The 25870-nt window shown below is 45.6% G+C and carries 27 protein-coding genes and 1 other annotated feature; of the genes, 21 read left to right on the top strand and 6 right to left on the bottom strand.

Translation table 11 applies throughout. The features are described 5' to 3' along the window. Nucleotides 1–74 precede the first annotated feature (74 nt). Both VJ374_RS07430 and VJ374_RS07425 read left to right on the top strand, forming a co-directional pair. Complete coding sequence (locus VJ374_RS07430; RefSeq protein WP_329470873.1) at nucleotides 75–737, top strand: type 1 glutamine amidotransferase domain-containing protein; 663 nt, start codon at nucleotides 75–77, stop codon at nucleotides 735–737. Nucleotides 738–791: 54 nt separating this feature from the next. Then, complete coding sequence (locus VJ374_RS07425; RefSeq protein ID WP_329470871.1) at nucleotides 792–1073, top strand: putative quinol monooxygenase; 282 nt, start codon at nucleotides 792–794, stop codon at nucleotides 1071–1073. Between the two features lie 65 nt (nucleotides 1074–1138). Here the strand turns inward: VJ374_RS07425 and VJ374_RS07420 are convergent, their stop codons facing one another. The 4 genes from VJ374_RS07420 to VJ374_RS07405 all read right to left on the bottom strand — a co-directional run bounded on the left by VJ374_RS07420 (nucleotide 1139) and on the right by VJ374_RS07405 (nucleotide 7073). Beyond that, nucleotides 1139–4363 carry an ABC transporter permease gene (locus VJ374_RS07420; protein WP_329470869.1) on the bottom strand — a complete coding sequence of 1075 codons (3225 nt, stop codon included), beginning with the start codon at nucleotides 4361–4363 and terminating at the stop codon, nucleotides 1139–1141. 201 nt (nucleotides 4364–4564) lie between these two features. Continuing rightward, complete coding sequence (locus VJ374_RS07415; RefSeq protein ID WP_329470868.1) at nucleotides 4565–5422, bottom strand: LysR family transcriptional regulator; 858 nt, start codon at nucleotides 5420–5422, stop codon at nucleotides 4565–4567. Between the two features lie 89 nt (nucleotides 5423–5511). Next, complete coding sequence (locus VJ374_RS07410) at nucleotides 5512–6744, bottom strand: chloride channel protein (protein ID WP_329470867.1); 1233 nt, start codon at nucleotides 6742–6744, stop codon at nucleotides 5512–5514. Continuing rightward, the gene (locus VJ374_RS07405; protein WP_329470865.1) at nucleotides 6741–7073 is read right to left on the bottom strand and encodes a potassium channel family protein; all 333 of its coding nucleotides are present in this window, start codon (nucleotides 7071–7073) and stop codon (nucleotides 6741–6743) included. The genes VJ374_RS07410 and VJ374_RS07405 overlap by 4 nt, the downstream gene beginning before the upstream one ends. Before the next feature lie 447 nt (nucleotides 7074–7520). Here VJ374_RS07405 and VJ374_RS07400 point away from each other — a divergent pair, with 447 nt between their 5' ends. Next, complete coding sequence (locus VJ374_RS07400) at nucleotides 7521–8015, top strand: hypothetical protein (RefSeq protein ID WP_329470863.1); 495 nt, start codon at nucleotides 7521–7523, stop codon at nucleotides 8013–8015. Between the two features lie 66 nt (nucleotides 8016–8081). On the opposite strand, the gene VJ374_RS07395 is transcribed toward VJ374_RS07400, so the two are convergent. Beyond that, nucleotides 8082–9113: a zinc-binding dehydrogenase gene (locus VJ374_RS07395; RefSeq protein ID WP_329470862.1), complete on the bottom strand. Its 1032-nt coding sequence runs from the start codon at nucleotides 9111–9113 to the stop codon at nucleotides 8082–8084. Between the two features lie 192 nt (nucleotides 9114–9305). On the opposite strand from VJ374_RS07395, the gene VJ374_RS07390 reads away from it, so the two are divergent. Continuing rightward, nucleotides 9306–9743 (top strand): hypothetical protein, encoded by a 438-nt coding sequence (locus VJ374_RS07390; RefSeq protein ID WP_329470861.1) that lies wholly within the window; start codon nucleotides 9306–9308, stop codon nucleotides 9741–9743. Between the two features lie 46 nt (nucleotides 9744–9789). Here VJ374_RS07390 and VJ374_RS07385 read toward each other — a convergent pair whose 3' ends face one another. Beyond that, the gene (locus VJ374_RS07385) at nucleotides 9790–10269 is read right to left on the bottom strand and encodes a hypothetical protein (RefSeq protein WP_329470859.1); all 480 of its coding nucleotides are present in this window, start codon (nucleotides 10267–10269) and stop codon (nucleotides 9790–9792) included. Nucleotides 10270–10471: 202 nt separating this feature from the next. Then, nucleotides 10472–10728 (top strand) — a binding site (T-box leader). 65 nt (nucleotides 10729–10793) lie between these two features. On the opposite strand from VJ374_RS07385, the gene VJ374_RS07380 reads away from it, so the two are divergent. The 17 genes from VJ374_RS07380 (at nucleotide 10794) to VJ374_RS07300 (ending at nucleotide 25870) form a co-directional block, all read left to right on the top strand. Then, nucleotides 10794–12020: an MFS transporter gene (locus VJ374_RS07380; RefSeq protein ID WP_329470857.1), complete on the top strand. Its 1227-nt coding sequence runs from the start codon at nucleotides 10794–10796 to the stop codon at nucleotides 12018–12020. A 15-nt stretch (nucleotides 12021–12035) separates the two neighbouring features. Then, entirely contained in the window at nucleotides 12036–12557 is a 522-nt protein-coding gene (locus tag VJ374_RS07375; RefSeq protein WP_329470855.1) for a GNAT family N-acetyltransferase, read from the top strand. Between the two features lie 194 nt (nucleotides 12558–12751). After that, complete coding sequence (locus tag VJ374_RS07370) at nucleotides 12752–16480, top strand: ABC transporter permease (protein ID WP_329470853.1); 3729 nt, start codon at nucleotides 12752–12754, stop codon at nucleotides 16478–16480. A gap of 163 nt (nucleotides 16481–16643) precedes the next feature. Further along, on the top strand, nucleotides 16644–17537 hold the full coding sequence (locus VJ374_RS07365; RefSeq protein ID WP_329470851.1) for a DMT family transporter: 894 nt from the start codon (nucleotides 16644–16646) through the stop codon (nucleotides 17535–17537). Between the two features lie 28 nt (nucleotides 17538–17565). Next, a complete protein-coding gene (locus VJ374_RS07360; RefSeq protein ID WP_308101445.1) occupies nucleotides 17566–18036 on the top strand; it encodes a DUF7878 domain-containing protein in 471 nt (156 codons plus the stop codon). Between the two features lie 137 nt (nucleotides 18037–18173). Beyond that, on the top strand, nucleotides 18174–18578 hold the full coding sequence (locus VJ374_RS07355; RefSeq protein ID WP_308101444.1) for a hypothetical protein: 405 nt from the start codon (nucleotides 18174–18176) through the stop codon (nucleotides 18576–18578). A gap of 233 nt (nucleotides 18579–18811) precedes the next feature. Next, the gene (locus VJ374_RS07350; protein WP_308101443.1) at nucleotides 18812–19690 is read left to right on the top strand and encodes an NmrA family NAD(P)-binding protein; all 879 of its coding nucleotides are present in this window, start codon (nucleotides 18812–18814) and stop codon (nucleotides 19688–19690) included. Further along, nucleotides 19677–19970 (top strand): hypothetical protein, encoded by a 294-nt coding sequence (locus tag VJ374_RS07345; protein WP_308101442.1) that lies wholly within the window; start codon nucleotides 19677–19679, stop codon nucleotides 19968–19970. Before VJ374_RS07350 ends, VJ374_RS07345 begins: the two co-directional genes overlap by 14 nt. 36 nt (nucleotides 19971–20006) lie before the next feature. Continuing rightward, nucleotides 20007–20426 (top strand): RrF2 family transcriptional regulator, encoded by a 420-nt coding sequence (locus VJ374_RS07340; RefSeq protein WP_290750013.1) that lies wholly within the window; start codon nucleotides 20007–20009, stop codon nucleotides 20424–20426. A 53-nt stretch (nucleotides 20427–20479) separates the two neighbouring features. Continuing rightward, nucleotides 20480–21334, top strand: a complete 855-nt coding sequence (locus VJ374_RS07335; protein ID WP_050677785.1) for an NmrA family NAD(P)-binding protein — start codon at nucleotides 20480–20482, stop codon at nucleotides 21332–21334. A 234-nt stretch (nucleotides 21335–21568) separates the two neighbouring features. Continuing rightward, nucleotides 21569–21994 carry a hypothetical protein gene (locus VJ374_RS07330; protein WP_308101440.1) on the top strand — a complete coding sequence of 142 codons (426 nt, stop codon included), beginning with the start codon at nucleotides 21569–21571 and terminating at the stop codon, nucleotides 21992–21994. A 33-nt stretch (nucleotides 21995–22027) separates the two neighbouring features. Then, nucleotides 22028–22309 (top strand): hypothetical protein, encoded by a 282-nt coding sequence (locus VJ374_RS07325; RefSeq protein ID WP_308101439.1) that lies wholly within the window; start codon nucleotides 22028–22030, stop codon nucleotides 22307–22309. Nucleotides 22310–22327: 18 nt separating this feature from the next. After that, nucleotides 22328–22666 (top strand): hypothetical protein, encoded by a 339-nt coding sequence (locus tag VJ374_RS07320; protein WP_308101438.1) that lies wholly within the window; start codon nucleotides 22328–22330, stop codon nucleotides 22664–22666. Nucleotides 22667–22703: 37 nt separating this feature from the next. Further along, nucleotides 22704–23879, top strand: a complete 1176-nt coding sequence (locus VJ374_RS07315) for a hypothetical protein (RefSeq protein WP_329470845.1) — start codon at nucleotides 22704–22706, stop codon at nucleotides 23877–23879. Nucleotides 23880–24089: 210 nt separating this feature from the next. Next, nucleotides 24090–24542 (top strand): GNAT family N-acetyltransferase, encoded by a 453-nt coding sequence (locus tag VJ374_RS07310; protein WP_035408230.1) that lies wholly within the window; start codon nucleotides 24090–24092, stop codon nucleotides 24540–24542. Between the two features lie 162 nt (nucleotides 24543–24704). Then, entirely contained in the window at nucleotides 24705–25058 is a 354-nt protein-coding gene (locus VJ374_RS07305; RefSeq protein ID WP_035408232.1) for a hypothetical protein, read from the top strand. Between the two features lie 500 nt (nucleotides 25059–25558). Then, nucleotides 25559–25870 (top strand): hypothetical protein, encoded by a 312-nt coding sequence (locus tag VJ374_RS07300; RefSeq protein WP_329470842.1) that lies wholly within the window; start codon nucleotides 25559–25561, stop codon nucleotides 25868–25870.

Raw genomic sequence — 25870 nt, 5'->3', positions numbered from 1 at the left:
AATTTGTTTTTCGTTAAAGTTGGGCGTATTCTAATCACGTAGCCAATCGGCAAACGAAAAAGTAGGAACATATCATGAGTAAACACATCTTAATGGTCGTCACAAACGCAAAAGAAATGAAGGAAGGTCACGCGACAGGACTTTGGTTGTCTGAGTTCGCGGAAGCATACATCGAATTCAAGAACGCAGGATATACCGTAACGGTCGCAAGTCCGAACGGCGGTGAATCACCAATCGACGCTCGGAGCCTGGAAGACGAAGTCCCAGCTGAGATTCAAGCAACAGCTCCACTCTTGAAAGAGACACTTGATTTAAAATCAATCCAAGACTTCTCGGCATTCGATGCGATCTTCATGCCAGGCGGACACGGTACGATGTTCGACTTGCCACAAAGTGATGCTTTGAACAACGCCCTTCGTACATTGTTTGAAGCGAACAAGACAGTCGCTGCAGTGTGCCACGGACCAGCTGGACTCGTTAGTGCGACACTCTCAGACGGAACACCGCTCGTCGCAGGAAAAACGATCGCAACGTTCACGGATGAAGAAGAACGCGCGACAGGACTTGACGTCTACATGCCATTCTTGCTCGAGACGCGTCTTCGTGAACTTGGCGCAAACATCATCACGGCTGACAACTTCACAAAGAACGTCCAAGTCGACGGAAACCTCGTCACAGGTCAAAATCCACAGTCCACGATCGCTGTTGCGAAAGCTGTCATCACCACACTCAACTAATCAATTCAAGAGATCCTTTGGATGAAGGATCTCTTTTCATAGGAGGTTCTATCGATGATTCAACTGATTGCCCGGATCGAAGCGCGTCCGAATCAAGGCGAACAGCTCGCTTCCATCATCGAAGGTGTGATCGCCCCTTCGCGTGCCGAGGCAGGGTGCCTGACCTATCAGGCACACCACGCTATCGATGATCCGAACGTCTTCTACTTTTACGAACAATGGCGTGATCAAGACGCTTTCGATCAGCATGTCGCCTCACCGCACTATCATACGTATCGTGCGGACATCGCCCATCTCGTCGCTGATCGAAACGTGGCGTTCTTACGTGACATCTGAATGAAAAAATCCCAAGATTATCCCCTCACTTGAGGACAATCTTGGGATTTTTCCGTTCACCCTACTTACTTTATTTTCATTTCAAAGGCGTAGGTCTGTGCTGTCCATTCACCATTTAAGAATAAGACGGCTTTTTTTGCTGCTTTTGGAACATGATAGATCAAGTCGACGCGGGACTTATATGGCGGCAAATACTTCGACTGCTCAATCCAGGCTTTTGGATTTCGATTAATGACGTCGATTGGATCATGTGTTCCCGATTGATCGTTCGTCAATGTGAAGAACTGTGGTTCATACGTATAGAAACTGCCTACCACCATCTCGTCTGAATCCTGCATCTCAATCCGTATCATGATTGCTTTTTGTCCAGCAGGTGACTTAAGATTCGTCAACGTCCGCGCTTCCTTCACTTCCAGATCGTTGTACCGTTTGACGTTCGTATCTCCCGGATACGTCCGGAAGCTTGCCTTTTGTAAGACGGCTTCGAGTGTTTCATTGCTCTCCTTGACCGACTTTTTCTTAGGCAAGACGCGCTCCTTTTGTGACTGTTGATCGTGAAGTTTCGTCCCTGTCGTCTGGATCACTTTCGTCGGTTTGGCGACAGGTTTAGCCGGAGCAGGTGGTATCTTCGCAACCACGAAGAAGCCGAGGATCAAGATGCTTGCGACTAAACCACCTCCAATCGTTCCAAGGGCAATCTTGAACCGTTTTTCTGTTGCTTTACTGTTGACGACGGTCTGGTTAATGGCAGCACTCGGTGTAATGCGGACAGCTCGTGTTGCCGGTAGGAGCGCACCGACGACACCCGTTGCGAGTGGAATCATTAATGTCAGGCAAAGAAAGCCGATGTCTGCTGTCGGGAACGTATGATACGTCTGCCAAATCAAGACAAGTGCAACGGCGAGACCAATCATTCCAGCTAATAATCCCGTCAAACCGCCTTCAATCAGAACGAGTAATCGAATCCGGCGATCATGCCACCCCGTGACCTTCAAGACGGCGAGCTGACTTTTCCGTTCATTGACGTTTTGCCAGAGGATTTCCGTTGTCGTCAAAATCGCTATCAGCAAAGCCACACCCATTGCGATGTAATGCATCGTGCCGACCTCAAGGGCGACAAACTCACCGAGCCATGTCGCATACAGAACGCCTTTGAGACGGAACGTGACGAACAGGAAGAACATGAACAGACTCGTCGGTAAAGCGATCGCGATGATCGATAAAACGGTCCGTTGCCAATAGGTCAGTAATTGATTGAGACTCATGCCAAGTACACCTGTCGAACGGACGAACCGTCGTCCACTTGTCGCCTCTCCGGCTCGCATCGTCTCATACGGTCGAATCCAACGAATCAATGCCATCGGAACGAGCGTACCGCCCCAGTAGATCAAAAGACCAGCAAGACCGATCAAAAGAACGCGTTCAGGACTCGTCCCACCGTTCCCGATTAATGAAAATCCGCCGAGAATCAGCCAGGCAATCAACGTGACGAGTGTTCCGAGTAAGGTCGCCTCGAGCAAGAGTAATGTTGACAGTTGACGCGGTCGCCAACCAAGCGACAGTAAAATCGAGAACTCTTTTTTCCGTGCATAGAGTAAAATGATGTTCGAACTGAAAACATAGACGATGGCGACAGCGATGACACTGGCGATAACACCACCCATTCCGACTTTTGCTTCTTCGAAAATTGAGATGGAAGAGCCAAGCTTGATCCATGGTTGTTGAATCCAACCGAGAGCTTTTTTCCCGTCAAGTCCCGGTAAGTAGGTCAAGGCCAGTTGCGGCGATGATCCAAGTGTGACGTCGGTGATCAGTCCCGTCTTATCTTCGATTTCTCGCGCGACCGCTTGCAGTTTCGCTTCGCTTTGTTCGTTCAACGTCTCGACTCCCTTGACGTGAATTCGGATCGCAGAGATCGCTTTATCTCCCCGGATCGCAAACGCAGCATCGAGTGTCGTCAAGACAGACGGTGGTTTCGTCAGGAAATCGAATGGATCGTCCATCGCTTCGACGTCACGCGGTGGATTGACCGGTCGTTCTTGTGCATCCATGACCCACTGTGCCTTTGCCGGGAAGTATGTCTCCATCGGCAGTTCGGTCAATGGATCTTTGGACAGCTTCAATTTTTTCGCATTAAAAACGCCGATGTAGTTCATGTCTAGTTTGATCCAATCGTCACTTGTCTTCCCGAACGGATTCGGTTTTCGATACATCGCTCGTTTTGCCAGCAGCGACTCTGCTTCGACCCGTTGTGGTTCGACTTGATACGTATACGGCCAGCGGTTCCCGAACGGACTCTTCAGCGGTTGATACCTGACAGGGGACGGCTTTTGACTGACCCAGTCGAACTCACTCGCACCGTTTGGTTCATGATTTCCGTTCAAGATATCCGTGACAAGTTGTTTTCGGATTTGACGGCTTGTAATCGTGTATGTTTTCGGATGATCCGTCTTTAATGTTTTGAGGAACTGTTTTCCCCCTTTTTGTTCAATCATATTGACAGTCGCATTCATCGAATCATCTTGTAGCGGTAGCAGGACATCTTCATAGGTATACGATGTCTTGACGGTCGAATATTCCTGTTCATTCAAGAGAACCGGAATTTGTATGACACCGTCTCCGCGCTTCGTGATTTTCGTGTTCGGATCAAAATAGCGGCTGTGCGCAGTCGTATGGACCGCATCCTTCAGACCGACGAGTCTCGCTTCTGCTTCCGGATCCACACCGGCAATCATCTCGTATGTACCTTGCTCATACAACGGCACCTTCCCGACGCCTAACGGAGAAAGACCCGTTTTTGTAGCATCTTTTAAAGGCTCCCAACCAGCGCCTAAATAATGATCGGTGATATATTGCTCCGTTTTCAGACCAGTATCTTGTTGACTGTTAATTCGCAACCGATAGATGCCTTGTTTCTTAATCGTATGCGTACCGATGGGTGTTCCGATATACGTTCCACCAATCATTGCGATCGGTGCCGCGACCTCGACGTCGGTCATCTGTTTGATTGTCTCATATTGTTTACGGGTGATACCGCCATCAAGACCACTCATGTAATTCGGCTCGAGTAACTTCAAGTCTTCCGTGACACTTCGACTCCCCACTGGTCGAACAACGATATCGTAGGAAGAGTGCCAGCGCTGTTGCAATGCATCGACGACCGTTCCTTTATTCGCTTGAGAGGTACCGATGAGGTAACTCAGTCCCGTACTGACGATCAGCACACCAACTAGCAACAGGATAAATCGTTCTTTGTTTCGCCACCATGCGTTCCAGATGAACTTCAGCATTTGATGCCTCCTTGAAGGATTTAAAAGAACCACTCTTATTTTGGATAAATTATGTTATATTTACAATTTATCACATTGCAAATTATCGGAATAGTCTTTCTTTTTGAACAGAAAAAGAGGCTGACTCAAAAGTCAGTCTCTACATAAGGGAAGTGATGCAAAATGATGATCTGCCATTCTTTTTTTAATTAGCCTCTTTCATTACGATTGTAAGACAACAATCACCTGTTGCAAAACCGGATCGTGGCGCGAGTCCGTTCGATAAGCGACATATAACTGATTCGTCGCGAATCGTTCCGGCGCAATCCGTTGTACCCGTCCAGCGCTGACCGCTGCTTCGACGAGATAATCGGGCAAGATGCTAATCCCGTGTCCTACTTCGATCGCCTTTAGTATCGCATCGACGTTCGGTAAGATCATTTCCGGACGAATCCCAGGTCGTTCTCCGAACTGCGTCTGATAGTACCGACGAATGATTGGTAACTCGAGTCCATAGCTAATCCAGCGTTGTCGGTCCATCCATTCCTTTAGATCCGTTTCCGGAGCATCGTATCCGATTGGAGCGATCAAATGAAAGCGTTCGTCAGCGATCGGGACATACTGGACTCCCGGTTCATCGATCCGCTTCGTTGCGATGATGAAGTCGAGCTCATTCGCAAGCAAGCGTTGCAACAAGGGAACCGTCAAATCAAAGACTACCGTGAACTGTGCGACGTCGAGCGGTAGCTTTGGTACGATCCCATGCGTCACGAATTCCGTCGGTCCCCCGAACTTCAAGACCGGACGAGATTGCTCCCCTGCTTCGTACTTCATCTCAAGCGATAACTCCTCGAGCCGGTCGATCAATCCGACGACTTGTGTATAGAGGGCTGTTCCCGCGTCCGTCGGAATCATTTGCCGTGGCGCACGGATGAACAAGGTCGTCTCAAGTTCTGCTTCCAGTGCCGCGATATGCTGGCTGACCGCCGGTTGCGTCAAAAAACGAAATTTTGCCGCCGCCGAGACGGAACGCTGTTGATAAACGTGAATGAAACTCCGGTACCATTCAAAATCGATCATGTATGTTCTCCTTTTGCTTGGTCTTCCTATAAAGTATAGTTCCATTCAATCTATAAGACAAATAACGAATAATTTAGTAAGTCATAAATTTATTTATCGGATAATGCAAGACGGTTTCCGTAGTAGTTCATGAATTGTTGAACGCCAAGGCAGACAAGTAGGATCAATGGAAAGAACTGCAACGGGAATAGAAAGAGGAGAAGCGTAGCGGTCACGAGTGGCTGACGCAAGACGACAGTACAACTTGCCGTAACGACAAGTGTCACGATCAATCCAGGCATGAACGGACTTAATTGGCTGAGACAGAATGCCATGACTGTGCTCGAAAAAATTAACGGGAATATCTTTCCGCCTTTCCAGCCGCAGGAAAAACAAAGATGCGTCAACCCCACCTTTCCGATCGCAAGCAACAATAAGGCACCGATTGTCCAGGAGGATCCCTCTTTCGTAAAATCGAAGATGTCATGTTCACCAGAAAACAATAAGTAAGAGGAAATCATGGATGCAAGACCAATCGCGATTCCCGCGATGAGTGCGAGAAGGATTGGATTTCCGACGCGGGAAACCATCCAGTTCGTCACCCGCTCCGTCCATATGAAGAAAAGTCCAAACGCGATCCCGAGGAGAATCGCCGGAAGGATGAACCACATGACAGTCGCATTCCACGTAATCGGTGGTATCTTAATAGCGAACACGCGGTCATGGGGTACGAGGTGCATGATGAAACGAAAACAGGCAAAAGCGACGAGCGTACAAATGCCGTAATAAAAGATGCGTTGTACCTTTTGCCAGCGTGACGTTGCTTGCTGCATCGGTTCCTCCTCGATCGCTTCAGAGACACTGACGAACGGGGCATGAAAAATCGTCGCTAACATCGCAGCGTATCCCGTCTGCAAGAAACTTTGCCGCTCCGGCTCCGTCAACCGTAACCGATCACCGATCCACGTCACCATTCCCCCTAAGATGCTGATCAACGCAGCTTCCGGTCCTAAACTCGCTCCACACGTCAGCACGATCCATGCGGCAACGGCGTTTTTCCAGAGAGCACCGCGATAAGGTACACGACCTTCTTGCTTGAAGTTAGCAAGCGTCTCATGCATCGTCTTCGGGTAATCACCTACCGACTTTTGAATAAGACCAACACCGATACCACCGAGTAGACCGACGCCAAGTCCATAGAAAGATACATCGAGTACAGACGGTAACCACTCCCATACATAATGAATCGATGCGTTCACACCACTTAAAAACAAGGCAGCCGTCAATCCGACGATTGCTCCGAGGATCAGACAATGCAAGAAGTGCGTCAGATGTGGTTTCATTTCTGCTCCTCCTTCTTCTTCTTGTCCTGGTGATATTGTTTTAATGCCATATTAAAGTTCACGATGACGGCACTGAGAACACCGACACCAAGCATGACGTAACCGATCGAAAACAATTTACCGAACGCTGTCTGTGGGACGAGATCCCCGTATCCGACAGTCGCGAGTGTCATGACGGAGAAATAAAAGGCATCTAGAATACTGAACTGTTCGACATTGTGATAGAAGACCGTCCCAATCAAGAAAAGTGCCCCGACCATGATCATCAATGCTTTCTGTTCTTCTTGCTTGAATAAGATACGGATGACATGAAAAAAATTTTGGATCAAGATAAAGAACGCCAGCGTGCTCTCTCCTCCTCAGTTCCGTCATCACGGCACACGTTCATTGAACAATTTCTCTAGTTGGTCAGGATCAAGTTGATTCAAGTCAGAGATCAGGAAACAATCGATTCGTTTTGATGACTGGATTTGTAAGCTTTTATCCGTCCGTAGGAGCTATTTGACACCTAGCAACGTCGCGATCAAAATAAAACTACAGTTGATCAGGAACAGATATCTGCATCGAGCGCGTAGGTCATGTTCTGATTCGCAATGGCGTTATCGACGATAGTAGCAAGACGGTGGCGATTATGACACCGGGAACGTCCGCGCAATCAGTTCGTCACTCAGAAACGAGTCACACCATTTAAGTCATTGGTTTTTATTTACCCATTTTTAGTGTCTTCGCCTTATTTCCCTTATGAAAAAATCCCTTTACTGAAAGGTACATTGCTCATGAAAAAATTCCGCGGCAAACGCCGTTATTTTAAAAATCTCGAACTTGAATACAAAAGTTTTTCTTCTCCCTCCTATATTGATACAGACGTCTGGTTTAACGAATGGCACGAGCATCCTGACTTTTATGGACATGGCAACGCGAGTCTGCGTATTCGTAAAGCACATCTTCGGATCGCATTGAGCGCTATGCAGGACATGCAACAAAAACTAGAGGAAAAACAGATTGAACATCAGCTTTACATAACGATTGTCCTCGAGGATGCTTCACAAGACGCACTACATGTCCACACGACGAATCCGGACGGAACCCTATTCCCACTTGAGCGGATTCAGTCGTTCCCTCTCGCTTCACGCGTTCCGACCTGGGTAACGGAACTCTTTCCGAGCAACCGGTATACGATTCATGAATCACGGGAGGAATTCATCGATTACACGGAAGAGGAGCCTTTTAGCTCGACCGTCACGCTTTTTTACATCTTGCCTAGCCCTTAAATTGACACGAAAACGAGCTATCCTTTCCAACACAGGAAGAGGATAGCTCGTTTTGTTCGGTTTTTCTTATGGTAGCAAGACGACCTTGCCGAATTTGCCAGCTTGTTTAAAGTACGCTTGGGCTTCTCGCGCTTCAGCGAGCGAGAACGTCCGGTCGATGACGGGCTGAATCGTCTGCGCCCGAACCGCCTCGAGTAATTTCTCATAATCATGGCGATTTCCAAGGACGGATCCTTGTAGACGGATATGTTTCAAGTAAAGTGTCCGAAAATCGAGCGACGTCACCTGTCCCCCGGACGATCCGGAAATACAGTACGTTCCGCCGCGCTTCAGCAGATCCAGTCCTTGTTTAAACACCGCATCGCCGACGACGTCGAGAATCGCATCGACCGGACCAACTTCTTGCATGACCTGCTGATCCCAGTCCGCCTCACGGTAGGAAACGACCAGGTCCGCCCCGAGTTCTTGCAATTGATCCGTCAGCTTCAAGTCACCGACGAGTGCGACGACACGGGCACCGAAGACACGTTTCGCAATCTGGACGTTGAGTGAGCCGACACCACCACTGGCACCTGTTACAAGTAACGTCTGTCCTTGTTGTAAGTTAAGTTGTTCGACCATGTGCCACGCCGTCAATCCACTGACCGAGAAGACCGCACTGTCCGTATAGGAAGCAAGCGGCATGTCGTAACAGAGTTCGAGCGGCCAGCAGACATACTCCGCGTATCCGCCGTCGTACTCGGAACCGATAAACGATAAGTCCTCGGCACTTTGTTCGTCAGCGATTTCTCCACTCGCCGTGAACGGGAACAAGACGACGTCTCGTCCGATTTCTGATTCCGCGACACCGCCTCCAACCGCGACGATCCGTCCGCTAATGTCTGAACCGGGAACTCGGGGGAATTGCACACCTTCCGCTTTCCAGCCCGACTCATTCTCCGCACCATAAGCGCCTTCCCGCATCCAGATTTCTGTATTGTTCAAGGCACAGGCTTTGATTTCAATCAGCACCTCGCCTTGTTTCGGTTGAGGTGTTTGCATATCAATGTACTTCAGATGATCTAGCCCACCATGTCCTGTGACCGTGACTGCCTTCATGTTTTTGCCTCACTTTCTTTTGGTCTAGATATAGATTCTTTTATCCTTTACCCTTTTGTTTTACATACACACCACGTCAAATAAATGATCAAACTCACAAAAAATTAAAAACTGAATATCTTTTCATTTAAAAGCTCTTCTATTTAATTTTTATATTTTGGTAAAATAAAGAAAATACCAAGGAGGTCCCTCATGAAACGTGGCTTAGTATTGGTCGTCCTATTGATTCTAGTCGTGTGCATCATCGTTTTCGAACCATTCCGTGGCGCACCACCGAACCCTGAAGTTAAGGCGAACGGAAAGGATGTTCCGACCGTTCAAGGGTCTTATTGCTGGGACAGCTTACTCCGCAGTCAATGTGGTGATAAAGTTTATCGTGATGGACTCGATATGGCAAAAGAACAAAAACCGGTTAATGTCTCTTCCGGATCAATCGTCCGTGTCGAATTATCCGGCAATCCAGAACAAGTTAAGCTAACACAATGGCACGAACAGAAAAAGAAATCTCGTGTTGTATTAAAAGATGATCAGTTCAATGCACCAACAGAACCTGGTGTCTATGTATATGAATTGAACTCGCGCTGGAAACAAGGCGACGGACAATTCGGATTCTCGTTAAAAGTTCAGTAAACACAATATCCCCACTGTCGTCTTATTGCGTCAGTGGGGTTTGCTGTCATCCGGTTTGACGATACAGTTGCAAGATTCCGAAGACGGTCAAGATGAGATAGCCGGTTCCGATGAACAGAAAGACTGGGCGAATCAATTGATCCTTCGGTTGACGCGTGATGCCTTCGAAGAAACAACTGACAATAAAACCGAGGACCAATATCACGACATACATGAAGAGGAATATTTCGAGAAGACCGACTGGACCGGGGTGCGTTAGCGAAGGTGCTATCCAAAATAGACTACCAATGATAATAGCAAGTATGACGGTACCCAGTACGATCCCGATGAGTGGATGGATCGTGTTCAGTCGCCGGATCACATCATGATGTTTGACGAGACGCTCCACTACTGTCATCGCTGACAGACAGGTCAGTAAAAATAAGATTAAGAAATAGATTGCTTGCTCGATCGGACGGAACGTCGTAAAAAAGACAGCTCCGGTAAGAACCAGGAGTGGAGATATGAAATAAATCAAACGTTTCACTTTTTTCCCACCTTTCATACACCTTTCTTGAAAGTGAACACATAACTAAGACAATGTAACATATAGCACGTTACATATTTTACCACTTTTATCTTTTTTCAAATTTTGATACCTATGTACTTTTTTCAACAATTGTAAAAAAATGATAAAAATTCTTTACGGTTTCATTTGGCATATGCTAGGATGAGACAAATCATATGAATCAAACGCATTGAAGAGAACAGTACGTCATTTCGATTTTTCCTAGAGAGCTCCGATTGGTGGGAAGGAGCAAAAGTCATTGACCGAACCAAGCCTCTGAGCAGCACGGTGGAACCGAATCGGGGATATCGTGACGGGTGCTCCCGTTATCGAGCTCAGGTATTTGCCGTTTAAAAGCGGTCGTACCGATGAAGGCGGTACCGGTGACGGTTTCGCGAACAGGGGTGGCACCACGACACGCACAGTCTCGTCCCCAAGACCAACGTCTTGGAGGTGGGATTTTTTTATTGGCTTAAAACACAATTAAAAAAGGAGTGTGTCATATGTCGAATTGGAAATACCCTGGATTGCTGTTACTTGGTGTCGGTGTCTCGAACATTGGAGCTTGGGTCTACTTCATCGCTTTGAATTTAATCGTCCTCGAACGAACGGGATCGGCGTTCGCCGTCTCCGTTCTCTATATCCTGTTACCGATCTCCGCGCTGTTGACGAGTCTTTGGTCCGGCAGTGTCGTCGATCGAATCAATCAACGTCGCTTGCTCGTCATGCTTGACGTCGGGCGCGCCGCGCTCGTCTTTTCGTTGACATTGATCGATTCATTGTATGTTCTTTATGCGCTCGTCTTCATCTTGAACATCGGTAACACGCTATTTGAGACATCCTCATTGATCTACATGACGAAGCTCGTGCCAGAGACTAGTCGCCAACGGTTCAATGCATTAAAGAATTTCATTCAGTCGGCCGGTTTCATTCTCGGACCATCGATTGCCGGCTTTTTATTTTTAATCGGTTCTCCTGAGACGGCGATTGTCCTCAACGCGGGAGCACTGTTGTGTTCTGCCACTTTATTGTCCGTCTTGCCTGACGTCCGCTTGGCGGCGACTATAGCAGTCCCCTTCTCACTCCGAGTGATTCTTAAGGACTGGAAAGAAACCTTTCAGTTTGCACGGACTCGGCGCTACATCACGCTCGTCTACGCCTTCTATGCGCTGATGATCGTCTTGATGAGCGGACTCGATTCGCTTGAAGCCTCGTTTGCGACGATCGTTTTGCAGATGGACGAGAGTACGTATGGATTCCTCGTCAGTATCGCCGGAATCGGCATCATCTGTGGTTCCGCGGTCAATGCAACCTTTACGCATCGCTTGTCGCTCCGGTTCTTGATCCAGTTTGGGGCACTGATGACGCCTGTCGGTTACTTGATCTTTGCCTCGGCGACGTCATTCTTGATTGCAGCGATCGGCTTTTTCTTGCTAAGTTTTGCCCTTGCATTCGCAAACACTGGCTTCATGACGTTTGCTCAAACACACATTCCGGTCGAATTGATGGGACGGTTCCTCAGTAGCATCCACGTTGTACAATCGACTGGTGTCATTCTACTGACTGCCTTGATCGGTCTATATGCCGAGACCTCGATCCGCTTGACGTATACCGTCGCTGCAGTCAGCTTCCTGTTCATCAGTGGATTGATCGTTTGGATCGTCCAGGATCGAACGAAACGCCATTATTTCGCGACGGAAACGGACGAAACGATCAAACTTTCGTCATGAGAAAGGAAGGTATTCATGCACCTGACCGCAAAACGAATTTTCCTACGCCCGCTTGACGTGACGGATGCACACGTCTTATTCGAACAAACCCAGGATGAGACATTACGTTACCTGACTGATACGACGGTGACGTTTTCGCTCGAACAGATCGAACGACATATTCTTTCGATTCAAGCTGATCCAACGCGCTTTGATTTCGCCATCTGTTTGAACTCCGGTGAAATAATCGGCGAGTGTTCGATTTTAGACATCGATGCAGAGTTGAAACAAGCAGGCTTTCGTATTTCGATGCGTGCCCTCCCCTGGACCGGTCAAGGGTACGGGACAGAAGCGATCGCGTGTATCATCCGGTTTTGTTTCGAGGAACTTCGACTTCATCAACTTGAACTTGAAGTGTTTTCGCATAATGAACGAGCCATCGCTGCGTATAAAAAAGTTGGCTTTGACATCGTAGAAACGATTCCTGATGCTGTATCCTATGAAGGGCGTTCGTTCGACGAAATCATCATGCGGAAATGTAGCCCACTCTATGCTTAAAAGAATCACTCCTGATGTAGCACCTCCTTCGTGAGGTGCTTTTTCTAATCGATTAAAAACGAACATACCTAATTAACAGATTTTTTAGTCAATTCACTATTATTTGTATATAATGGAAAAATAACAAGAAATATATGGATATATGTAACCATTATAAGATTTTCCTTAAACCAAACGAAAGCGAGGGATAGTACATGCTGAGATTCATCTGGAATTCCTGGTGGCGTAACAAGGAGCGGTTCATCCTGCTACTCGTCGGTGTCCTGATCGTCAGTACAGGACTCAGTTATTTAATCGGTACGACGCAAGCGAACAATGGAACGGTCGTCGATGAACTGCAAAAACGCTGGGGATCGTCCTACGATATCGTCGTTCGACCGGAAGGCAGTCGGAGCGTGACGGAAGACTTGAACCTGCTCGAGCCAAATTACATGAGTGGGCTCGACGGCGGGATCACCCGCAAGCAGTACGAGACGATCAAGCAAATCGCAGACGTCGAAGTCGCCGCACCGATTGCGATGATCGGAAACTACAATACAGATGCTGTGAAGGATACGTATAACTTCAAAGAGCCAGGCATTTATAAGATTTCATTCAAAGATATGCAAGATACTGGACTAAAAAAAGAAACAGAGTCTCACTCCTTCTTTGCTGGAGCCGGATGGTTCCCTCCTGAGAGTGACGGATTGAATCGAGATATTTCACCACAAGAATTAGGCGAGTTTCCTATTTACGGTTACGGGAGTTCGGTTATGCTTGCCGGGATTGATCCGGAAGCAGAAGCACAACTAGTCGGACTCGATCAAGCAACTAAGAAGGCAACACATAGTCGTTATTTCACGAAAGAAGATATTGTCAACGATTATGGTGACGGTGTATGGGACATCCCACTAATCATGAACAGCCACGAGTACGTGAATGCTTCGCGGACTTATCGCTATGAGAAAGTCGATATCCCGCTCGTTAAAGACTCAATGACTGAAACGGTTCGCAGTATCATGAAAAAAGGTGGCGAATCCTATCTCAAAACGCTTCCTGTCAAAGATACGAAAGAATACTATATTTCGACAAAGCAAGCGTCAAAACAACTCGTAAAGAATATTCTTGAAGATAAGGTTCCAGAAAATGCTGCTGGTAGCTTTGACTGGATGTATCTAAAACCATCAGCCGTCGAGTATCAAACAATTGCGAGTCCGTTTGCAAAACGTTGGCCATTTACTTATCAAGTGACGCCTCAAGAGGTTGCAAAAGAAGTCCTGATTTCGAAACGATCGATGTATCGAAAAGCTCGTATCTTCGGTGACGGCACAGGTAGCCTAGAAAACGTTCCGAAAATGCATTTGAACTTTATTGGTGTCTTTGATCCAAAAAAATTGAACATCTCGAAGGATCCGTTGACAGAACTGCCGATGGAGACCTATTTCCCGGCGAAAGCCCAATGGGTCATGGATAAGAATGAAAAACCGGTCAATCCGGTTCGGGAAGTTAAGCCGACGAATGACCCGTATGATTTCTTGACAAAACCACCATCGATGCTGACGACGCTTGACGCCGCCTTTAAGTTACGTGGTGATAAAGCAATTTCAGCCATTCGTGTCAACGTCAAAGGTGTTGAGACGATGAACGCAACGAGTGAGAAAAAGTTGAAAGCTGTCGCTCAAGAGATCGAGGATAAGACCGGTTTGATTACGGATGTTACGCTCGGCTCCTCACCACAACTCGCGCTGACATACCTCCCTGGATTAAAAGGTGAATCAGCACTCGGCTGGGTCCAGCAACCGTGGATCAAACTTGGTTCATCGATGGCAATTTTCCAGGAAGCGAAAGTCGGGATGAGTGGTATTATCTTGAGCGTCATCGCTGTCGCGCTCGTTTATGTCTTTAGTTCGAACATCATCTTACTTTATGCGCGAAAAAAAGAGTTCGCAATTTTACTGTCGCTCGGTTGGCGTCCACGTCAGCTCTCGAAGCTTCTGTTCCTAGAAGCAACTTTACTCGGCACACTCGTCGCCTTGATTTCTTGGACGATCCTTGGTTCGTTCTGGCTAACGACGGATCATCCGATTGCCTTATCACGGATCATCTTGATCGGACTTGCTGGTCTATTGATTTACTGGGGCGGTACGCTCGTCCCGATGACGCTCATCCGCCGGATTCAACCATTCGAAAGTATGCGTTCTGGTGAAGTCTCAAAAGGTCGTCGCTTCGTCCGGGCACAAAGTGTCCTTGGGATGAGCATCAACCAACTTGCAACGTATTGGCAACGGACGATCCTCTCGACGATCGCGATCGCCTTGCCAACGAGTCTATTCATCTTCTTCCTGTTCATCACCTTCCGACTGAAAGGTGTCCTGTATGCAACATGGCTCGGTGAATACGTTGCCCTTGAAGTCGGCACGATGCACTATGTTGCCATGGGTGTCGCTTTACTCATCGCCATCTTGACGACGACGGAGATCATGTGGCAAAACGTCAACGAGCGAAAGAGTCAGCTCGCTGTCTTAAAAGCAACCGGCTGGCGTAACGGACAAATCCGGACACTCGTCTTAAGTGAAGGATTGATGACGGGACTGTTCGCCGGAATCATCGGCTTACTAATCGCTCTTGCGATGATCGGCTTCGTCTATAACCAGTTCCCAACAGGTGAGCTTGGTTTCTTGAGTGTCATGTTGTTGATTCCTGCCATCACGGGAGTTCTCGGTGCCCTTTTACCCGCACAACGCGCCGTCAGCATTACACCAAATGCTGCGATTGGAAGTGTCGCGACGAATACGAAAGCGACCGAACGACGTTTCCGAATCGCCTTATCCGCAGTCGGTGGTGCCCTTGTCGTCGGTGTCGCTTCCCTATTCTTCTTTGCTACGACCGAAGAAGGACCGACACCAACAAAACCCGCGCAAACAGCTTCACCATCAATCAAGACGACAGGTACGAAATTGGCAGATGTAAATGAGTCTAAAAAGAAAAAATCATCCTCGAAGAAAGTCAATTCGAGTAATCTCGATAAACTGATGAATCGTGGTGTCGTTCAAACTTATCCGGGAGATCCTAAAACACAAGGTAATATTTTTCATGTTAATAAACTTCTCTCATCCCCTCCAAAAGAGTTGAAATTACCAACTCTTGATAATGAACAATATGTCACCGTTCCCGTCATCCTTGAAAACTACAAGGATAAAGACGCAGATGACGGATATGCTATTTATAAGCCAAATCTATTCACGTTAGAGGATACAAACGGAAACGTATACGAAGCTGTCGATTATGAGAACCGGAATCCAGATGTATGGAAGGATGGCTATCGTTATTATCCACCTTCCGTTTCACGCGTCGATCTTGTCTTCCGTGTTCCACGTGAAAAAAACACCTATGTTCTTTTCGCGACAAGTGAAGCGATTGCCAAACCGACGACCGTCAAAATTGAAGTCGATGCTGTGAATGCTACTTCAACCACCGTGAAGACCGGACAAAAAAAGCAGTCGAAAAAAACAAATACAGATGTCATCAAGAAATTGATGGATGAAGGTGGAAAGCAAACTTACCCAGGTGATCCTAATGTAATGAAGTACCATGGGTTCAAGGTTAGTTCTGCTAAACGAGTTCAACTTCCTGATTTACCATCATCCAAACAGGCTGTTTCTGTCACGCTTGAATTACGAGTAGAAGGTGAAGCTACAGCCGACTCTTACATCGACTACAAACCATTTACATTCCCATTGATAGATAGTCATAAGAAAAGTTATACCCCTGAAAAAACAATCAATCACAATAAAAAAGCCTATTCAGATAATTTAGGATATCTCGCTCCTTTACACTCAAAAATCGACGTCATCTACATCGTTCCAAAAAATGAGAACACTTTCGTTATGAACGCATATGGCGGATTTACTGGTTATCTCTACACCGTCAAAATCAAATTATGATTGACGCTTTCATCTATTCAATCACTGGCTGTCATATGATGGTCAGTGATTTTTTTGTACCAGAATAAGATTTTCACGGAATCTGCTTTCTACATGTTCATATTTGTTAAGATGATAGACAGGAAAAGATTTGGAAATAAAAATACATAAACGAGGATCAACTATGACATATTTCATGTATCTATTTTGTTTGATCGTCTGGGGACTGAATTTCATTGCTGTCAAAATCCAAGGAACACCTGTCGCCTTGGAAGTATCCCTGACCTATCGATTAGCGATGACCGCTGTTCTTTTCATCCTATTTGCGTTATTCGTTAAACGAACGAACAAACCTACCGCGACGGATATGCCTTTCATCGTCGTATTCGGTGTCTGTAACTTCGCTCTGAGTTACTTATGTCTCTATTACGCGACGATGTTAAGCTCTGCCGCCATCGTGACGTTGATTTTCTCACTCAAGGTCATTCTGACACCAATCGCTCTGCGCTTGTTTTTAAAAGAGACCCTCCATGCGCGCGTTTGGATTGGCGGATGTTTTGGTATCATCGGCGTCGGTGTCCTGATTGTTCCGAGTCTAGGCAGCATCGATGGACTGACCGATTTAAAAGGGGTCTTGATTGCCTTGGTCGGCACGCTATTAACAGCAGTGGGTGACGCCAGTTCAGCGCGGAACGCCAAGCAACGGATCAACCCGGTTCATGCCAATGCGATCGGATTCACTGTCGCGAGTCTATTGATGGGCGCAATCGTCATGATTCAAGGAACACCGCTTACGCTCCCGACAACCGTTACCTATCTTTCTGCCTTACTGTATTTAACCGTGATTGCATCGTTTCTTGCCTGGCTGTTTTATTTGAAACTCGTCGAACGGATCGGTGGTGCGAAGAGCGGCTATATGGTAGCACTATTCCCGTTGATCGGCGGTGTTGCTTCAGTATTGATCGGTGAATCGACGCTATCTCTTCCTTTAATCATCGGGTGTCTATTTAGTTGCATCGGGGCTTCGATTGCTCTAGGGATTCGTCCGTTTCGGCAACGAAATAAAGTATTCAGCTAATGTCAATTCATAAACCGGAGTGATGAACATGTCTTCTCAAATCATTTGTAGGTATGATTTTTTAAATTCACCGAATGCTATTTCAAATGCTTCAGCAAAGGATATCCCCACGATTCTGTCGATTGAAGCGAATGTCAAAATCATCATTGATCATGCACTATATCTCGAAACATCGTTATCCATCTTCGAGTTTTATAAATCCTTGTATCGGTGGAAAAGACAGGTGACGCCTTCATTCATTCCTGCCTTTTATTATTATTCGGTGGAGTTTGACCATGATGAAGAAGGGGCAATCGTATCGATGGTCCCTTTCACGGATCAAGGTCGCATTCAATCGATTTGGGGCGATGAACGGATGAACACTGTTTTTCCTCTCGACACCTTAGTGACATGCTTGTCTGATTTAGAAAGGCAACTTCGATTCGATCTTGAAGCGTACTTCGACATTCAGCTGGATGCCTTCATCCGTCACATTCCCTATTCGTCATCAAAACTTTAATAGAGTGAGGAGACTTCTATATGCTTGATTTATCTCGGTTCCAGATCGAGCTTGATATCAAGAAACCAACACCCTATTTTCAGTCAACACCAGAACGCCGTATCCGCTTTTTAATGGAAGACCTAAATGCCTCGTAATTGAAAGAAATTCTTCAGACGATTTTTCAAGAAGACAGATCCATCCACCTTCTATTCGTTGCTGCATACATCCATTATCATCGGCGCTACTTAGCAAAGGCACGAGTAGGCTCGTCGATTACGATTCGAAATTGGAAAGAGTATATCGTGGAAGATGAAGGAGCTCATACAGGTGTCGTATATGCACATGTGAAACATATAAAGCTAGATGAAATCATCTCCTACTGCTTAAACGTCTATCGAGGGCACACACCAGCTTACATCGTCTTCTTTGACTCGGATTTCCTTTTGTATGTGTCGACTGATGTAGTGGATGTCATCGGAACAGACGTGAATGCGATTAGGACACTCAAGGAAACGTACGCGGAACTTTACAATAGCTTTCACGAAAAATACGTCGAGTAATATTCATAATAAACCTAGATATGTAAACATAAGTATTAATAATTAATTTTTTTGAATATTAAGGTTCATATATTGAATAAATGGAATACTTAATTATGTTTTTAGCAGGAACTATCATCTATCCGGTATTTGAAGGATAATTAGGGTATTATATAACTAATACAAGTATTTCATTTACCACTTTACAACATGAGTGATGCCTCGTTCATCTAAGAGAGGAAAGGAATTTTCCCATGATTTTCATTACGGACTTTTCTTCACCGATCGGGCAGCTCGTCAGCCAACGTATGCGCACGGAAGAACAGCCTTTTTGCATCGGGGTATCCGATCCACAAGCCGCTTCCGAATTATATGGAGAGCATTTTGACTTTCGTCGATTCGATGTCCAGGATGCCTCGACGTTCGTAGAAGCACTCGCAGGATGCGATCAAATCTTTCTCGAATTTCCTGCAAACGCGGACTTGGAGACATTCGAATATTTTATTCATTATCTCAGACAGACTGCCCTGCAACACATCGTCTACCTCTCAGCCAAAGACGCTCTATCCCTCCCATTCACGCCACATCATCGTATTGAAGTCGTCATTCGCCAAACCGACATTCCCTACACGATCATTCGTCCTAGCTACTACATGCAGCATTTAAACATGTTCATGCGAGATATGTTACGAGATCATGCACACCTCTTCGCACCGGCAGGAATTGGTAAGACGTGCATGATTGATGCCCGTGACGTAGCGACCGTCGTGATGACGTGTCTTGAAAACCCAGCCACTCACTTCAATAAAATCTATACGATCAGCGGTGAAGCGGCTTACAATTTTTACGAAGTCGCCCGGCTTCTCGGAGAAGAACTTGAAACAGAGATCATGTATACGAACCCGCCTATTGATTTTTTCCGGTCCTTTATGATGCAACATGGATTGTCTTATGAAGAAACCAATGAAATCATCAAACTTCATGTGCCGATCTTATTAGGTCTAGCGGATGAGACGGATAACCACTTTCTAGAACTAATTGGTGAACGACCGATCACCCTTCGGCAATATATAAAAGACCACCTATCCGATTGGGTAAATGAAGAGGAGGGCAAAGCATATGATTACTCATGAACGAGCACTGTTCGTTCGTCAATGCATCGTCGATTATTATCACCGGCTCGGCATTCATTGTCAGGTGACGATATTCACAGAGTACCCATTGCAATTGTTGCTCGACTTCGATTCTCGAAGAGATGAACTGATTACGCCTCAACGGCGAAGCCTCTCCTGTCGGTACATTCGCGCACACCTCATTTCTGCTTTGATCACATTCGATGATTCCTACACGCATGTTTACATGACGAAAGCGCCCTTTTCCTCCATTACGCGATATTGTCTCTTGATTGTCTGATATCATCGTCAGTCAAAAATGAAAGGAGATGCGGTCGTGCGGTTGAAACGTGCTACGGAACATGGCTTACTGACATTACTTTTTTTGGCACACACCTCAAAATCGATGACACGAAGAGGAGAATACGTAAAGACGAGAGACATTTCGCTTCAATGTAACATCTCGTACGAGCATCTCACGAAAATCATTTCAATTTTAGGAAGAGCAGGTCTTTTACGAACCCATGCTGGACGAGAAGGCGGTGTTCAACTCCTCCCATTGAGTCATACTGTCCGGGTCGGAGATGTCGTCGCGTTATTCGAACGTCCGCTTTTTCCGGGAACGCGTTATCAGGTATGTGCGTTAGATCAACTATTAGATGTTGCATTGATTTCATTCTTTAATACGCTCAATCAAGTTACGATAAAGCAATTAGCGGACGATTTACCACCTCACTTTTTCTTAGACATATCATGATTTACTTCTCATCAAACAGCAGTTCAGTCAAGTGTACAGGAAGGACGTTACACATGACGATTTTAGTAACAGGATTCACAGGAAACGTTGGACTAGCCGTCGGTCATGCAATGATGAAGCGACATATTCCCTTTCATGCGGCTGTCATCGACCCAGCAGCTGCTTCAGAGAAATTCGGCAATGCTTTTCACTATCGTCACCTGGACTACGCCGATATCTCAACGTTTTCACAAGCGTTAAAAGGCGTCGATCAACTCTTTTTGATGTATCCGTCCCAAGTATCAACACGACAGTTCCATCTCTTTCTGCGCTATTTGCGCTTCACCTCAGTCCGGCACATTGTTTATCTCTCGTTCAAGGATGTTCCAGTCTTTCCGCTGACACCTCACCATACGATCGAAAAGATCATTCAAGAGACCGGTATCCCGTTTACGATCATCCGTCCCGGATACTACATGCAAAATTTGAATCTCTTCATGCGTGATGACATCCGTTTTCACGAGCAGATCGTTACGCCCGCTGGTCTTGGGAAGACAAGCATGATTGACATCCGGGATATCGCGACGTTCGTCATCCATTGCCTCGAACATCCTGCCCCCCATTTCAATCGTGTCTATACGTTGCATGGCGAGGAAGTTTTCGGCTTCCATGAAATCGCAAGTCTGATGACGCTACTCTTAGGAAAGACGATCCGTTACACGAACCCTTCGATTCCATTCTTCCAAATGAAGATGGTTCAAAAAGGATATCCGAAAAGCTACGTCAATGAAGTCATCATGTTACACCTCCCGATTAGTCTTGGACTCACGAAACGAACGAACCGTCAGTTCCGCGAGGTGACTGGTACTGAGCCGATTCCCCTAAGTCAATATATTCTCGATTATCAAGCCCACTGGGAGAAGCATTGATTCCTCTATTCTTCGTAAAAGGAAAATGACTTCCCCAAAACCTAGTCATCTCAAAGAGACACGTGTGCCTCATTCATAATCCCTTCATCCATTTGAAGGGATTTGATAGTTTATTGTGGAAAATGATTCTATATGAAGATTCTTTTGCATGATATATGACTTGATTGATTTTAATTTCCGATTTAACACTATTAATTATTCAATAAAGGAGGAGCTGGTATCCTTAAATTCATTTTGATTGGCTCACTACTTGCCGTGATTGCTTTTTTTATCTATTTTGAGCCATTTCGGATCGAACCCTATGACCCAAACGTCGAAGTAAACGGTAAAGCGATTCCAACTGTCCAAGGTTCTTATTGCTGGTCCAGTTTGTTCAGTGCTCAATGTGCGGACATGATCTATGTGGATGCTTTACACATGACTGAAAAAAGTAAACCCGTCATCGTCTCACCCTCTGACAAAATTCATCTCTCGTTTGATCGTAAACCCGATTCGCTCGAAGTCGTACGCTGGGATTCGAAAACGAAAAGTGAACAGGTTTCATTAAAAAACGACATTCTTAGCGCACCGTCTGCTCAAGGTACGTATACCTATGAGGTCGTTGCCGGATGGAACGAACATGGTGACGGTCTATCCGCCTTTTTGATTCAGGTCCGATAAAACCAACCTCACTCAAACAGGAGATGAATAATAATGCGTAAAGGTTTTCGACTCTGGCTACCCTTGCTCTCACTTGCTGTCTGTTTATTTAATGCTTTCGGTTACGATGACAAAAACATCTTGTTGTTTCTCACAAGCCCTGTTTTCTGGCTACTTGAGTCACGTTCCTTCCTCGGAACTTGGCTGGATTCCTTCCATATCCCGCTGTTCCTGATCTACATCCTGACTTTGATCAGTTGGTTCTTGATCGGGTTACTGATCGATGTCATTCTTTCTGTTTTGTTTAGACGATCTTCTAGACGCATCCATGATTAACTGAGGAGGAAAATACATATGGGACCAACCAACGATTTGTGGGTGTGGGTATTGTCCTATGCTTTCTTTTTCATCACGCTTATCAGTGCAATCTTCGTCGCGATCAAGCATCCAGCCTTGAGAAAAGCATCGATTCGAGCGATGTTAGCAATGCTTTTCATGTATGCATTATTCATTTGGAACTCCATGTACCGACTTGACATTACAGAATTCAGACATTTTTACGAAGGATTGACGACACTTCGACCGTGGGCATGGATGTGTGTCTTCTTGTTCGCCTACACATTAAAGTGGTGGTATCTCGTGTTTCATCACACCCGTCGTCCGACTCTCTCTCCACATGATGTACAGCAATGACTTACGTTTCCGAAAACCTTTGAAGGAGCTATCCGATATGAAATCACATCGATTCGCAACCGTTTTTTGTCTCTCGACCGTCGTTTGGACGATAGCGGGTTGTTCCATAATAGAAGAACAAGCAACACCGCGTGTAGCACAAAAAAATGTCGCGCCATCTGAACAAGTGAACGTTTCATCCAAGAAAGCAACGACCGACTCCAATAACCAACAAGCAATCGAATTAGAAAAGCAAACGGAGCGCGTCACGTTAGGTCAAACGAAAACGTACGACCTTTCTTCATTACTGAGCAAACACCGTGTCTCGATCGATCCACAGTATTTCTACCAAAACCAGATCTTCTACTTTGACCTACAAGAAAACAAGAGTGTCATCTATACATACGATACGAAACGACAGCATAACAAAATTGTTCATGCGACGAAGAATGCAATCCCGATGATGACGGGTACAGGTGCGTTTTTACTATGGGTCGAAACGGAACAGCCGACAAAGACCGGTGTGAAATGGTCGATTCGTCAACTAAATATCACGACGAATCAAGTGAAAACACTTGATACAGGCGAAAGTCGCTTCGATACATCCCCTCCGAGAATCGATGTCACGTCAACTCGTGCGTCCTGGATCACGCAAGAAGCGACTACACAAAAAACGGTTTCCACGTTAAAGTCGTATTCGTTAAAAACCGGAAAGATCACACCACTCCAGTCCTTCATCTTAAAAACAGGAAAGGTACAAGACGGTCTATTCACATACGAGCACCGCGATAGCGATGACGGCGTGACCTTATACACGTCTCACTTTAACAACGGAAAGAACGTCCGTGTGCTTGAAACTCTGGATGGTGCCTACAAAAAAGAGATGTCCGGATTAATTGATTTCAATCGTAGTGGCACCTATTTCGCTCTCGGCACAGAAGGCGACGCCATATTCCAACCCATCGGATTAGACGAACAGACGCTGAACTATTCTGCTTCCAGTGCCCAGACGTTGATTAACGGCATTCAATTCCTTTCGAACACACAAATCGTCTTCCGAGAAGGCATCCATCAGTTGATATATGCGGACTTAAAAGCGAAGACCGTCGCTCCTCTGACGGACTTTGAAGAGCTGGTATCGTTTCCTCTACTGCAAGATGGGAAACTCACTTACTCCATCACGAACGGGAAAAAATCCACCTTGCATGTCGTAAAGCTTCTCCCGTCTAACTAAACGATCATGATCTTAATCTAACAAAAGAAAGTCGTTTTCCGTTACTCGATACGGATGACGACTTTTTTTCTTACATGCTATTTTGTATTCTTAAGAAGGACAGAAGTTCACAGGTTCTTTCGTAACGCTTCTACATCAGCTATTGTGGCAGCAGAGTGAAACTGAAGCCTAAGACAAACATATATCAATCGATCCGTGAGGAGAATGAATATGAACATCCGACAATTATCCGTCCATGAAAATCCACCGATGGACCTCTTGCTAGCAGCGGACCCGTCTCAAAAGTTAGTCGAAAGCTATGCAAAAAGAGGTTATTGTTTTGTCGCTGAAAGGAATGACCAATGGATTGGTGTATATGTACTTCTCCCGACAAGACCTCAAACGATAGAAATCGTAAATATCGCAGTAGATGAGTCGCATCAAGGACAAGGTATCGGAAAAAATCTTTTACGACATGCGATTCGCACAGCGAAAACACTGGGGTATACGACCGTTGAAATCGGGACGGGCAATTCAAGCATTGGACAGCTAGCACTTTACCAAAAATGTGGATTCAGAATCGTTGGAGTCGATTTAAACTTCTTCTTGAGACACTATGAAGAGGTGATCATCGAAAACGGGATCCGGTGCACGGATATGATTCGGTTATCGCAAGATATATAAGAATTTCAGCATTTTTTCGAAAAGCATATTCCGCTACTTCATAGTAAAACTCGAACGATTATGGATAAAACATCATTAGGCTATAAGCGTTATATAGGATTGCAAAAAATGGATTCATACTCCATAATATGAACATACGTTCTTATTATAAGGAGGTCCACCATGCAACACCTTCAAAAAGAAATGACTCATCCGGTATCGTTATCTACTATGAATCCGCTTATTTATCTCTCCATCGATTCATCCGTTATTCTTCACAATGATTCTCCCGTTTCGACGACTTATAAAATGGAAGTCATGTTATTCATCGCTTTACGGGAGAGATTATCCTTAAAACTGCTTCCTCTCCATCACTCCGGTGGCGCTGCAGAACTTGTCTACATAGAAGAAGTCGACTTCGAGAGTCGGCAGTTGACGCTCTTTCATATGAACGATTCGTCATTGTCCTATCATCACTACGTCGCAAACGATTACTTACTCTCCCAACAGCCTCAACTATTACTAAACTTGGTGTAAAACTAATAAAATTCATTTATATGACGCGTTCAGAACGTTCACATATGCTTTTTAATACATTATATCTATCACTACATGATTTTAAAGACACGCTATCACTATTTTTAAGTCTCCAACTAATCTTCTCACTTTCTTGACGAAACAAAAGGATGTTTTTATTCCTTTCTGAAACATTGTGATGAAAATCCACGGTTCTAATTGGAATTAATTTTACAGATACATTACTTAATGGCATAATAATGGTAACCTTTTCATGAGGAGGAGATACTTTTGAAAAAACAGCTTGCTTTTGCCGGTTCTTTTGCGCTCTCAGCTATCACGATCGTCATCATTCTTAAATTAGTTGGAGTCGATCTCTAAAGCAATCACTCAAATGATGTAGATTTTCAAATTAATGATTCAATCGCTGTTATGATGCATCGTCTTTCGATCATCTGTAACAGCTTTTCTAGGTTTAATGCTATGGAACGATCGGAAGTGATGAATTGAAAAAAGTCGGAATGAACGTTTTGGTTGTCTTTCTCCTATTAGGTGGACTGCTGTTTTACTTAAACGTCCGATACGATGAACGATTCGAGCAGCACGTCAGCACAAAAGTCGAAATCTATGTCGAGAAAAAATACGGTCCAGCTCATGTCGTCTCACTCCACTCTGCTTATGACGACAAACACCGCGATAAAGAGAAACGCTATAAGATTGCCGTAAAAGTACAGGGGCAAGGACTTCAAAAAGAGGAATATTTCTTGTATCGTCTTCAAGATGATCACGTCGTCGAGATGGGCACGACGACCAGTTTGCCCAAGCGAAACTAA

The sequence above is a fragment of the Exiguobacterium sp. 9-2 genome, assembly GCF_036287235.1.
In the GTDB taxonomy this organism is placed as follows: domain Bacteria; phylum Bacillota; class Bacilli; order Exiguobacteriales; family Exiguobacteriaceae; genus Exiguobacterium_A.
This window is presented reverse-complemented; position numbering and strand designations above follow the sequence as displayed.